At 60.9% G+C, this 12,238-nt stretch carries 14 protein-coding genes; 13 read left to right on the top strand and 1 reads right to left on the bottom strand.

Going from position 1 to position 12,238, the window contains the following annotated elements:
- Positions 1–70 precede the first annotated feature (70 nt).
- Positions 71–1,105, bottom strand: a complete 1,035-nt coding sequence (locus tag FGF54_RS10975; protein ID WP_142779667.1) for a glutamine synthetase beta-grasp domain-containing protein — start codon at positions 1,103–1,105, stop codon at positions 71–73.
- A 480-nt stretch (positions 1,106–1,585) separates the two neighbouring features.
- On the opposite strand from FGF54_RS10975, the gene FGF54_RS10970 reads away from it, so the two are divergent.
- The 13 genes from FGF54_RS10970 (at position 1,586) to FGF54_RS10905 (ending at position 12,234) form a co-directional block, all read left to right on the top strand.
- Positions 1,586–1,792, top strand: coding sequence for a DUF2735 domain-containing protein (locus FGF54_RS10970; RefSeq protein WP_003520619.1), 207 nt, complete (start codon positions 1,586–1,588; stop codon positions 1,790–1,792).
- 356 nt (positions 1,793–2,148) lie between these two features.
- The gene (gene urtA, locus FGF54_RS10965) at positions 2,149–3,438 is read left to right on the top strand and encodes an urea ABC transporter substrate-binding protein (protein ID WP_035219970.1); all 1,290 of its coding nucleotides are present in this window, start codon (positions 2,149–2,151) and stop codon (positions 3,436–3,438) included.
- A gap of 284 nt (positions 3,439–3,722) precedes the next feature.
- A complete protein-coding gene (gene urtB, locus FGF54_RS10960; RefSeq protein ID WP_142779666.1) occupies positions 3,723–5,336 on the top strand; it encodes an urea ABC transporter permease subunit UrtB in 1,614 nt (537 codons plus the stop codon).
- Positions 5,333–6,508, top strand: a complete 1,176-nt coding sequence (urtC, locus tag FGF54_RS10955; RefSeq protein ID WP_142779665.1) for an urea ABC transporter permease subunit UrtC — start codon at positions 5,333–5,335, stop codon at positions 6,506–6,508. The genes urtB and urtC overlap by 4 nt, the downstream gene beginning before the upstream one ends.
- A gap of 7 nt (positions 6,509–6,515) precedes the next feature.
- Positions 6,516–7,277: an urea ABC transporter ATP-binding protein UrtD gene (gene urtD, locus FGF54_RS10950; RefSeq protein ID WP_142779664.1), complete on the top strand. Its 762-nt coding sequence runs from the start codon at positions 6,516–6,518 to the stop codon at positions 7,275–7,277.
- A gap of 211 nt (positions 7,278–7,488) precedes the next feature.
- Positions 7,489–8,184 carry an urea ABC transporter ATP-binding subunit UrtE gene (gene urtE, locus FGF54_RS10940; RefSeq protein WP_142779662.1) on the top strand — a complete coding sequence of 232 codons (696 nt, stop codon included), beginning with the start codon at positions 7,489–7,491 and terminating at the stop codon, positions 8,182–8,184.
- A 255-nt stretch (positions 8,185–8,439) separates the two neighbouring features.
- Positions 8,440–9,693, top strand: a complete 1,254-nt coding sequence (locus FGF54_RS10935; protein WP_142779661.1) for a PHB depolymerase family esterase — start codon at positions 8,440–8,442, stop codon at positions 9,691–9,693.
- Entirely contained in the window at positions 9,600–10,451 is an 852-nt protein-coding gene (locus FGF54_RS10930) for an urease accessory protein UreD (RefSeq protein ID WP_168208070.1), read from the top strand. Before FGF54_RS10935 ends, FGF54_RS10930 begins: the two co-directional genes overlap by 94 nt.
- 105 nt (positions 10,452–10,556) lie before the next feature.
- The gene (locus FGF54_RS10925; protein ID WP_031233386.1) at positions 10,557–10,859 is read left to right on the top strand and encodes an urease subunit gamma; all 303 of its coding nucleotides are present in this window, start codon (positions 10,557–10,559) and stop codon (positions 10,857–10,859) included.
- 9 nt (positions 10,860–10,868) lie between these two features.
- Entirely contained in the window at positions 10,869–11,126 is a 258-nt protein-coding gene (locus FGF54_RS10920) for a DUF1272 domain-containing protein (protein WP_142779660.1), read from the top strand.
- 18 nt (positions 11,127–11,144) lie between these two features.
- Entirely contained in the window at positions 11,145–11,450 is a 306-nt protein-coding gene (locus FGF54_RS10915) for an urease subunit beta (protein ID WP_020808767.1), read from the top strand.
- 1 nt (position 11,451) lies between these two features.
- On the top strand, positions 11,452–11,808 hold the full coding sequence (locus FGF54_RS10910) for a GFA family protein (protein WP_020808768.1): 357 nt from the start codon (positions 11,452–11,454) through the stop codon (positions 11,806–11,808).
- A gap of 9 nt (positions 11,809–11,817) precedes the next feature.
- Complete coding sequence (locus tag FGF54_RS10905; protein ID WP_142779659.1) at positions 11,818–12,234, top strand: lysozyme inhibitor LprI family protein; 417 nt, start codon at positions 11,818–11,820, stop codon at positions 12,232–12,234.
- The last annotated feature ends 4 nt before the right edge of the window (positions 12,235–12,238 follow it).

The following is a 12,238-nucleotide window of genomic DNA, read 5'->3' as shown; positions in this document are numbered from 1 at the left end:
CTGTCCGCTTGGGCGTTCGGTGGACAGAAAAATGGCGCCGCCCGGTTCGGGCGACGCCATCAGTTCGATATCAGGCAGCAGCCGACTTTGCGAGCGGCACTTCCGCGATCGTCTTCAGAACGACGGAAGCGATCTGGTAAGGGCAGCCCTGCGAGTTCGGACGACGGTCTTCGAGGTAACCCTTGTAGCCGTTGTTGACGAAGGAGTGCGGAACGCGGATCGAGGCGCCACGGTCGGCAACGCCGTAGGAGAACTTGTTCCACGGAGCGGTTTCGTGCTTGCCGGTCAGGCGCATGTGATTGTCCGGACCGTAAACGTCGATGTGCTCTTTCCAGTTCTTGGCGAAAGCGGCCATGAGGGCTTCGAAATATTCCTTGCCGCCAACTTCGCGCATGAACTTGGTGGAGAAGTTGCAGTGCATGCCCGAACCGTTCCAGTCGGTGTCGCCGAGCGGCTTGCAATGGAATTCGACGTCGATGCCGTACTGTTCGCAAAGGCGCAGCAGCAGGTAACGGGCGATCCAGATCTGGTCGGCGGCGCGCTTGGAGCCCTTGCCGAATACCTGGAATTCCCACTGGCCCTTGGCCACTTCGGCGTTGATGCCTTCGTGGTTGATGCCGGCTTCGAGGCAGAGGTCGAGGTGCTCTTCAACGATTTCGCGGGCAACCGAACCGACGTTCTTGAAGCCGACGCCAGTGTAATAAGGACCCTGCGGAGCGGGGTAACCCTGTTCCGGGAAGCCAAGCGGGCGGCCGTCCTGGTAGAAGAAATATTCCTGCTCGAAGCCGAACCATGCATCTTCGTCGTCGAGGATGGTGGCGCGGCTGTTCGAAGCATGCGGGGTGACGCCATCGGGCATCATGACTTCGCACATGACGAGCGCACCGTTGGAGCGGGCCGGGTCGGGATAGATCGCGACGGGCTTCAGCACGCAATCGGAAGAGTGGCCTTCGGCCTGCTGCGTGGACGAGCCATCAAAGCCCCAAAGCGGCAGCTGCTCGAGTGTGGGGAATTCGTCGAATTCCTTGATCTGGGTCTTGCCGCGCAGGTTGGGGACCGGCTTGTATCCGTCCAGCCAGATGTACTCGAGTTTGAACTTAGTCATTACGAACCTCTCATAGGTAACAATGCGAAGCCTTGAGGCCTCCCGTGGCTTTGGCCACCGAAGCGCATTCGCGTTCAAGGGCTGACCCCTTAGATGCATGCCGCGTGCCAGATTGGCGATATCAGGCGATTTTTTCGAAAAATCTTTCAGGGGCCCTGTCGCGCAGGAGCCTGGATATCGCGCGTAGCTGGTTCTGCTGCACTGCGGCAGGTAAATTCACCCCTCATGTTTCATCATTGAATCCTGATAGATAGCCGGCGTCTCCCGGCGGAATGCCCTGCTGCGGTGCAATGATTTCGGTTGCGCGCGAGGGATTGGCATTTGCCCCAAAAACCGGCGCTTTCGGAATGGTTTTTCTTGTAGATGAGACGATTAATGCCTATATTTTTCGCAAGGTGATTTTTTTTTAATCAAACGGAGCGAATCTGGCCTTTGCGGGTTAGCTCCAGACACAAAGTGCTTTGATGCAAACAGAGTGAGATGATCGAAATGGCAACTGGCATTCATCGCGAGACGGCAACGATCTATCAATTCCCGGTCGGCGGGCGCGCGGGTCTTTCCAAGTTCCGCAACAGCAGCCTCAGCGACCTCGAGCGTCAGGCGCAGGAGCCGCATATCGATTTCGGTTCGTGGTATCACGACGATGCTATCCGCGACGAAGAGCGGAACGACAAGCCGCATTCCTGATGGCCGCATTCCTGATGTGAGACCGTGCCGTGCATTTCTTCTCCCCGCCGGGGAGAAGGTGGCCCGAAGGGTCGGGTGAGGGGGCAACCCCTCCGTATATCGCGGCGCTCGCCCCCTCATCCCGCTGCCGCGGACTTCTCCCCGGCGGGGAGAAGAAACAAGCCGAGGCCTCCTGCTTCACAGACAAGCACCTTCAGGTTCAGCTTATTCCCAACCCCTCATGCATCTTTCGCCACCCCGCCTACGTCAATTGACGTATACGGTTTCGCTCTCACGAGATCGATAGTCCCTCCAGCAGCGGCCGCAGATGCCGCTGAGCCTCCACGAGAGGCCAAACAAGGAGAGGGGTTCTTCCGATGATATTCCGCAAGACGCTTAGTGCCGCGCTGCTTGGCGCGATCCTGTCCACCACCGCCTTCCACGGCGCTTTTGCCGCTGACGACACCATCAAGGTTGGCGTGCTGCATTCGCTGTCCGGCACCATGGCGATTTCAGAAACGACGCTGAAGGACGCCATGCTGATGCTCATCGACGAGCAGAACAAGAAGGGCGGCGTGCTCGGCAAGAAACTCGAAGCCGTGGTGGTCGATCCGGCCTCCGACTGGCCGCTCTTTGCCGAAAAGGCCCGCCAGCTGATTTCGCAGGACAAGGTCGCCGCCGTTTTCGGCTGCTGGACGTCTTCCTCGCGCAAATCCGTTCTGCCGGTCTTCGAGGAACTGAATTCGATCCTGTTCTACCCGGTTCAGTACGAGGGTGAAGAATCCTCGCGCAACATCTTCTACACGGGTGCTGCGCCGAACCAGCAGGCCATTCCGGCCGTAGACTACCTCGCCAATACCGAAGGCGTCGAGCGCTGGGTTCTGGCCGGCACGGACTATGTCTATCCGCAGACCACCAACAAGATCCTGAAGGCCTACCTGATGTCGAAGGGCGTCAAGGAAGAGGACATCATGATCAACTACACGCCGTTCGGTCATTCCGACTGGCAGACGATCGTGTCCGACATCAAGAAATTCGGCTCGGCCGGCAAGAAGACCGCCGTTGTCTCCACCATCAATGGTGACGCCAACGTGCCTTTCTACAAGGAACTGGCGAACCAGGGCATCAAGGCTGAAGACATTCCCGTCGTTGCCTTCTCGGTCGGTGAAGAAGAACTGGCCGGTCTCGATACCGCACCGCTGGTCGGCCACCTTGCCGCCTGGAACTACTTCCAGTCCGTCGATGCGCCGGTCAATGCCGAATTCATCAAGACCTGGCATGCCTTTACCAAGAACGACAAGCGCGTGACCAACGACCCGATGGAAGCCGCCTATATCGGCTTCAACGCCTGGGTAAAGGCTGTGGAATCCGCCGGCACGACGGATACGGACAAGGTTCTCGACTCGATCATCGGCGTTTCCGTGCCGAACCTTTCGGGCGGTTACTCCACCGTCATGCCGAACCACCACATCACCAAGCCGGTGCTGATCGGCGAGATCCAGGCCGACGGCCAGTTCGAAATCGTGCAGCAGACGCCGCAGGTCGTGGGTGACGAGTGGTCGGATTATCTGCCGGACTCGAAGGATCTGATCTCGGATTGGAGGAAGCCGATGTCCTGCGGCAACTTCAATGTGGCCAGCGGCAAGTGCGGCGGCAAGGGTAGCTGATAGGGAAGCGGTTGCCGCCCCCGTTGTTGGGGGCGGTTTTCTCATTGGAAACTGAGCAAGAATTACCCCCCTCTGCCCTGCCGGGCATCTCCCCCTCAAGGGGGGAGATCGGCAAGACGCTTTCTCGCCGCTTCATTCTCAAACATCGAGATAGGCGAGACCTCGCCACAGGTCGATCTCCCCCCTTGAGGGGGAGATGCCCGGCAGGGCAGAGGGGGGTGAGCGGCATTCTCAAGTGGCATTACCCAAAAACGCCCTGTCGTAAAACGCCCAAGGAACCCGACATGACGATCCGATCTTTTCTCGGAGCCATCTTCCTCTGGCTCACCCTGGGGATCGCAGCCCAATCCTTCGCGCAAAGCGAGCCGAAGGCGCTGATCGACCAGCTTGGCACGGCGGATTTCAAGCAGGCCGAAGTGCTGATCGGGCAGATTGCCGCCACGGGCGATGCGCGTGTCGTGCCGGCGCTCGAGGCTTTTGCGGCGGGCGATCTTTACGTGCGCAAGGCCGACAATCTGGTTTTCATGACGAAACCGGCAGGTTCCAATTTTACGCTGATCGACCCGCTGACGGGCGAAAGTGCGGGTGAAGCCCCCAAGGCCGCCGTCGCCAAGATCAAGGTCAACAATAATCTGCGCCGCGTCATCCGCGCCGCACTTGGCGGCCTGACCCTGCTCAGCCCGGAAAAATCCGTTCGGCTTTCCGCAGCAGACGCCGTTCTGAAAGCGCCAAGCGCGGAAAATCTCGAATTGCTGGAAGCGGCCATCGCCAAGGAGGCCGATACTGAGGTGCGGACCCGGATGGAGGAGGCGCGGGCTGTCTCGCTGCTCTCCTCCGAACGGTCGCTCGAACAGAAGAAAGAGGCAATCGCCACCATCAAGAGCCTTGGCGGGCGCGATGCCATCGGCATTCTGATGGCGGCCTCATCGTCGGTGGATCAGAGCCTGAAACCGGATATCGACAGCGCCATATCGAGCATCGAAAGCTCCCTTGCCTTCTGGGACTATGCGCAGAATGTCTGGTACGGCCTGTCGCTCGGTTCCGTTCTGCTGCTCGCCGCCATCGGCCTTGCCATCACCTTCGGTGTGATGGGCATCATCAACATGGCGCATGGCGAGATGGTGATGATCGGCGCTTACTCCACCTTCATGGTGCAGGAGGTGATCCGCACGCATTTCCCCGGCCTGTTCGACTGGTCGCTCGCCATCGCTCTGCCCGCCGCCTTTCTGGTGACGGCCTTTGTCGGCCTCGTGATGGAGCGCGGCGTCATTCGTTTCCTTTACGGGCGGCCGCTCGAAACGCTTCTCGCCACCTGGGGCATCTCGCTCATCCTGCAACAGGGCGTGCGTTCCATCTTCGGCCCCACCAACCGGGAAGTCGGCAGCCCGAGCTGGATGTCCGGCTCCTTCAGCGTCGGTTATCTCAATTTCACCTGGAACCGGGTGTGGATCGTCTGCTTCTCGCTTTCGGTGTTCTTCGCGCTGCTGGTTCTCCTGAAGCGCTCCGCCTTTGGCCTGCAGATGCGCGCCGTGACGCAGAACCGTCGCATGGCCTCTTCCATGGGCATTCGCACGCCGTGGGTGGATGCCTTCACCTTCGCGCTCGGTTCGGGCGTCGCCGGTCTCGCCGGCGTGGCGCTGTCGCAGATCGACAATGTCTCGCCCAATCTCGGCCAGAGCTACATCATCGACAGTTTCATGGTGGTGGTGTTCGGCGGCGTCGGCAATCTCTGGGGAACGCTGGTCGGCGCGTTGTCTCTCGGTGTGCTCAACAAGTTCCTTGAGCCGACGGTCGGCGCCGTGCTCGGCAAGATCCTCGTGCTCGTTCTCATCATCCTGTTCATCCAGAAGCGGCCGCGCGGTCTCTTCGCACTCAAGGGAAGGGCGATCGAAGCATGATTACCGGCTTCCTCCTGCGCGCGCTCGACCGCCGCATTTCCATCGCCATCGGCATCATTCTGGCCATCGCCGTGCTGGTGCCAGCCTCCAACCTGCTGCTGCCGGCCGACAGCGCGTTCCGCATTCCGACCTATATCATGTCGATGCTGGGCAAATATCTGGCCTATGCGCTGCTCGCGCTCGCGCTCGATCTCGTCTGGGGTTATTGCGGCATTCTCTCGCTCGGCCATGCCGCCTTCTTCGCGCTCGGCGGTTATGCCATGGGCATGTATCTGATGCGTCAGATCGGCACGCGCGGGGTTTATGGCCATCCGGTGCTGCCTGATTTCATGGTGTTCCTCAACTGGAAGGAACTGCCGTGGTTCTGGCAGGGTTTCGACATGTTCTGGTTTGCGGCGCTGATGGTGCTTGTCGTGCCGGGGCTGCTCGCCTTCGTGTTCGGCTGGTTCGCCTTCCGCTCGCGTGTCAACGGCGTTTATCTCTCCATCATCACCCAGGCCATGACCTACGCCCTGCTGCTTGCCTTCTTCCGCAACGACATGGGTTTCGGCGGCAATAATGGGCTGACCGATTTCAAGGATATTCTCGGCTTTCCCGTGCAGGCGGATGGCACGCGCGCCGTGCTGTTTGCCATGACGGCCGCGATGCTGGCGCTTTCGCTGCTGATCGCATCCGGCATCGTCAATTCCAAATTCGGCAAGGTGCTGGTGGGCGTGCGCGATGCCGAAAGCCGTGTGCGCTTCCTCGGCTTCCGGGTGGAAAACATCAAGCTCTTCACCTTTGTCGTTTCGGCCATGATGGCGGGTATTGCCGGTGCGCTGTTCGTGCCGCAGGTGGGCATCATCAATCCCGGTGAATTTTCGCCCGCCAACTCCATCGAAGTGGTGGTGTGGACGGCGGTGGGCGGGCGCGGCACGCTGATCGGGCCGATTATCGGCGCTGTCCTGGTCAATGGCGGCAAGAGCTATTTCACCGGCGCTTTCCCCGAATTCTGGCTGTTTGCGCTGGGTGGGCTGTTCATCGCGGTGACGCTGTTCTTCCCCAAGGGCATCGTCGGCACCCTGCAACACTATCTGGCCCGGCGGCGCGAAAAGCGGGTCGCGCTTGCGGCAGGCGACGTCCAGCCGGGCAATGACAGCGGCTCGACAGTGGCGCAACAGGCGGCGGAGTGAGGCGGATATGAACACGGTTTCCGAAAACAGAACGAAAAGCCTGCTTTATCTCGATGGCGTCTCGGTGTCCTTCGATGGTTTCAAGGCGCTCAATTCCCTCTCCTTCGTGGTGGAACCGGGTGAGCTTCGCGCCATCATCGGCCCGAACGGCGCTGGCAAGACGACGATGATGGACATCATCACCGGCAAGACAAGGCCGGATACGGGCACGGTGCTGTTCGAAGACAGCATCGACCTCACCAAAAAGGACGAGGCGGATATCGCCCAGCTCGGCATAGGGCGAAAGTTCCAGAAGCCGACGGTGTTTGAAAGCCATACCGTCTGGGACAATCTGGAACTGGCGCTCAACCGCAAGCGCGGCGTGTTCGCGACGCTGTTTTACCGGCTGACGGAGGAAGACAAGGCCCGCATCGAGGAAATCCTCGCTACCGTGCGCCTCGGCCACCGCCGCGGCGATCTCGCCGCCAACCTCTCGCACGGCCAGAAACAATGGCTGGAAATCGGCATGCTTTTGGCGCAGGAGCCGAAGCTGCTTTTGGTGGATGAGCCGGTGGCCGGCATGACGGATGCGGAAACCGCCGAAACCGCCGTGCTTTTGAAGGAAATCGCCAAGACCCGTTCGGTTGTGGTGGTGGAGCATGACATGGGTTTCATCCGCGAACTGGGGGTGAAGGTGACGTGCCTTGCCGAAGGTTCCGTGCTGGCGGAGGGATCGATCGATTTCGTGTCGAACGATCCGAAGGTGATCGAGAATTATCTGGGGCGGTGATGGAAGCGTCTGCGTTGGCCATACCCCCCTCTGCCCTGCGGGGCATCTCCCCCTCAAGGGGGGAGATCAGATGCCGCACCCGCCCGTTCCACTTCCAGGCTGTTGTGGAGCAGAGTTTTCGCCGCTTGCCGATCTCCCCCCTTGAGGGGGAGATGCCCCGCAGGGCAGAGGGGGGTAACGCCGCCCACCATACCGCCAATGGAGTTTCACCATGCTGAACGTCGACAACATCAACCTCCACTACGGCGCGGCCCAAGCGCTCCGCGGCGTTTCGCTGACGGCGGAGATGGGCAAGATCACCTGTGTCCTCGGCCGCAACGGGGTGGGCAAAAGCTCGCTTCTGCGGGCCGTTACCGGCCAGCACGCCATCAGTGCCGGGACGATCAGCTTTGAAGGGGCGGTGCTGGATGGGCTGGCGCCTTACCACCGGGCCAAGCGCGGCGTCGGCTACGTGCCGCAGGGGCGGGAGATTTTTCCGCTGCTCAGCGTGCAGGAGAATCTCGAAAGCGGCTATGCGCCGCTGCCGCGTAAGGAACGCTTCATTCCGGATGATATTTTCAGCCTGTTTCCGGTACTGCAATCCATGCTGGGAAGACGCGGCGGCGATCTCTCCGGCGGCCAGCAGCAGCAGCTCGCCATTGGCCGGGCTTTGGTGACGCGGCCGAAAATCCTCGTGCTCGACGAGCCGACCGAGGGCATTCAGCCGTCGATCATCAAGGATATCGGCCGGGCGATCAAATATCTGCGCGATTCCACCGGCATGGCGATCCTGCTGGTCGAGCAATATCTGGATTTCTGCCGCGAGCTTGCCGATTACGTCTACATCATGGACCGCGGTGAAATCGTGCATCAGGGCCTGGCCGAAACGCTGGATACGCCGGAAGCGCGGCGTCACCTGACAGTATAAATCGAGACTAAAACCTTTGTGCGCCGATCACGGCGTGCAAACGGCCGATTAATATTTTGAAAGCCTATGCGTCTCGACATGGCTTTCATGCGTAATTTTAGCATTTCATTGAATAATTGCCTGTGATATTGGCAGCGCAAATGCTGCATGCGAGACACAGGAAAAGTCTATTCGCACGCCGCGACAGTTGATCCCTTACATTCCACGCACGTCCGACGTATCGTCGGGGAAACCGTGCCCAATAAAGGCGTGTCAATGAATCAAGACTTTGCCATTGGCCGGGCCGCCCGGCTGTTCCGCTCCGCCCGCACCCTGTTTCTGGGTCTTGCGATGTGCGCGAGCGCCGGTGTCGCAGCGTCGGCATCGACCTGCGGTCAGTTGCCCGGACCCGGCATGGAACCGGGCAGGCATGATTTTTCCATTCTTTCCAACGGAGAAAAACGCGACGGCGTCTATTTTGTTCCCTCGGCCTATGACGGAAAAAAGCCGCTGCCTGTCGTGTTCGATTTCCATGGCTCCAACAGCAATCCGCATGGCCAGCTGAACCGCAGCGGCTGGGACAAGCTGGCGGAACGTGACGGTCTGGTGGTGGTGGCGCTGGCCGGCAGCCTGAATGGCGAATTGCCCGGCACCCATGCATGGAATGTTCCCGGTGTCACCAAGCGTCCGGGCGGGCTGGACGAGGTCGGTTTCATTCGCGATGCCATCACCATGGTGAAGGGCAAGTTCTGCGTGGATGAGGAGCGCTTTTACGGTTCCGGTTATTCCGGCGGCGGGCGCATGCTTTCGCAATTCATCTGCAATGGCAGCGCGGATTTCACCGCTGCCGGTTTCGTCGCCTCGCTGCGCGCGGGTTATCCGCTGGAGACCGAGGGCAAATGGGGACCGGATGCGGCAAGCTGCACGCCGGCGCGGCCGATGTCCATCATCGCCTTTGCCGGGCTGAAGGATCCCGCCAACCCCTATCAGGGCGGCGGCAAATCCTACTGGCAATATGGCGGCGAGACGGCGCTGAAGCGCTGGGCCGAGATGGACGGCTGCAAGGGCGCCGCCAAAAGCAAGGTGGGCGAAAGTTTCACCGTCAATTCCTATGATGTCTGCAAGGCCGGCGCACGCATTCAGTCCTATGTCATCAACGACTGGGACCATGCCTGGCCGCGCGCCACCATGAAGGCGGAAGTGCTGGCGGCAAGCGCCGTCGTCACCCGCAAACCGGGCGGCGAACAGACGCCGAAGGCGGAACCGGCCGTGGAGCGCAAGATGCCCACAGGCGAAGTGACGCGCACGGTTGATGCGGCCGAAAGAATGTGGGATTTCTTCCGCAATACGGAAGGGCAGCTGGTCGTGGATGCCGTCGTCAAGAAGGATTGCGGCGCAAAGGCCTCGTCCGCTTCCGCAACCGCTTCGGAGACCGCGTGCAGCCAGAACAGCAAGCCATCGGCCCTTCCGGTCGCCAAGACGCTCAACCTGTCCGGCAGCAGCGCGCCCGTGGCAGAGGACGCATTGTAACCAAGGCGGTTGAAGGGCGCAGCCGGCTGGAGGAACTGTTCCAGGAAGGCTGCGCCAAAATCCGCCTGCCGGAAACCTTTTCGAACGAAGCCGAAGCCATTCTCATCAATTCCTCCGGCGGCCTGACCGGCGGGGACGAACTGGAATGGCAGGCAGTTGCCGGCGCCGGCACCTCGCTGGTGGTGACGACGCAGGCCTGCGAGAAGGTCTACAAGGCATCCTCCGGAACCGCCACCGTTACCGCCCGGGTTTCCGCCGGGCCGGGCGCCAGATTGCACTGGTTGCCGCAGGAAACAATCCTCTTCGACCGCGCCTCGCTGACCCGCCGGCTGGAAGCCGATCTCGACCAGTCTTCCGAATTCATCGCCGTCGAAGCCGTGCTGCTCGGCCGCCAGGCCATGGGCGAGGCGATGGCGCACGGTCTTTTCCGTGACCGCTGGCGCATTCGCCACGGCGGCAGGCTGGTTCATGCCGAAGAGCTTCTGCTGGAAGGCGAGGTAGCGGCGCTGACTGCGAAACCGGCGGTTCTGGCCGGTCAGGTCGCCTTTGCGACGCTGCTTTATATCGGGCCTCTGGCCGAGGCGCTTCTGCCTAAAATCCGGGCTATTGCCGGGGAAAGCGGCGGTGCCAGCGAATGGCAGGGCAAGCTTGTCGTTCGGGTCTCTGCTGAAGATGGTTTCTCCTTGAGAAAATTGCTTTTTCCGATCATTTCGCTCTTGCGAAACGGCGCGCCAGTGCCGAAAGTCTGGAATCTGTAAACCCTTCGGATCGTCGGCAACCGGCGGCCTTCGGGGTCTGTCAACATGTCGGATCTGCTTGCCGCAACCATGCTTGCGGAACAGGTTCCAAGCTGCGGGACCACGATGAACCTTAGCCCAAGAGAAAAAGACAAGCTGCTGATTTCCATGGCCGCCATGGTGGCGCGCCGCCGGCTGGAACGCGGCGTGAAGCTGAACTATCCCGAAGCGATTGCGCTGATTACCGATTTCGTGGTCGAGGGCGCCCGCGACGGCCGCGCCGTGGCCGAGCTGATGGAAGCTGGCGCGCATGTCATCTCCCGCCATCAGGTGATGGAAGGTGTGGCCGAGATGATCCACGATGTGCAGGTGGAAGCGACGTTTCCCGATGGCACCAAGCTGGTGACCGTTCACGAACCGATACGGTGAGGGGCGAATATGGCGCTGGAGCTTCGGCCCAATTGCGAATGCTGCGACCGCGATCTTGCTCCCGACAGCCGGGATGCGATGATCTGCTCGTTCGAATGCACCTTCTGCGTCGATTGCGTGACGGATGTGCTTCACGGCGCCTGCCCGAACTGCGGCGGTGAGCTGGTTCGCAGGCCCGTTCGCCCGGCGGCGAAACTCGTCAATAATCCCGCGTCGACACGGCGCGTCCTGAAGGCCGAAGGCTGCACGGCGGCCAACGCTGCCTGAGACAAAAGGGGAAATACCATGAAACCCGGTGAAATCATTGCCGCAGAGGGCAGCATCGAACTCAATGCCGGCCAGCCGACCGTGACCATCGAAGTCGCCAATTCGGGCGACCGGCCGGTGCAGGTGGGCAGCCACTATCATTTCTTCGAGACCAATGCGGGTCTCCTGTTCGACCGCGACAAGGCGCGCGGCATGCGCCTCGATATTCCCGCCGGCACGGCGGTGCGTTTCGAACCCGGCCAGAAGCGGGAGGTGACGCTGGTGCCGCTTTCCGGCAAGCGCGAGGTTTACGGTTTCCGTCAACAGGTCATGGGGAGGTTATGAAATGGCGACGGCGCATTATCATGGAAGCTGCCAGTGCGGCGATGTGAGCTTCGAGGTCGATGCCGATCTCGACCATACCGTCATCTGCAATTGTTCGCGCTGCAAGCGTCTCGGCTCCACGCTGGCCTTTGCGCCGCGTGAGAAATTCACGCTGCTTTCCGGCGAGGACAAGCTGGCGGAATATCTCTTCAACAAACACAAGATCCATCATCTTTTCTGCTCCACCTGCGGCATCGAGAGCTTTGCTTATGCCGACGGGCCGGATGGCACGCCGATGGTGGCGGTCAATGCCAATTGTCTCGATGGTGTCGATCCCCGGGCGTTGAAGCCGCAGGCTTTCGATGGCGCGGCGGCCTGAGCGATGGAGATGAGCCGAAAAAACGTCCTTATGGCGGCCGTGCTTCTCAGCGCGACCGGTGGCCTGTCCATGCCGGCCGCCGCGCAGGGCGAGCCGGATTGCAAGGCCCCGCAGACGCAGGCGGACATGACCATCTGCGCCGGCAAGGATTACGAAAAGGCCGACAAGCAGTTGAACGCCGAATATCAGAAGCTGCGCAAGCTGCTCACCGAGCGCGACAGGACGGCGGATGCAGATGGCAAAGGTGCGACCGACGCGCTGGTGACTGCCCAGCGCGCCTGGGTGGCGTTCCGTGACGCCAATTGTGCGCTTTCAGGCTTTCAGGCCCGCGGCGGCTCGATGGAACCGATGCTGATTTCCTCCTGCCTCGCCGAGATGAGCGGCAAGCGGGCGGAAGAGCTGCGTCAGTTGTCGGAAGGTTTCTGAACGC

This window comes from Agrobacterium sp. T29 (assembly GCF_006970545.1).
Lineage (GTDB): Bacteria > Pseudomonadota > Alphaproteobacteria > Rhizobiales > Rhizobiaceae > Agrobacterium > Agrobacterium leguminum.
This window is presented reverse-complemented; position numbering and strand designations above follow the sequence as displayed.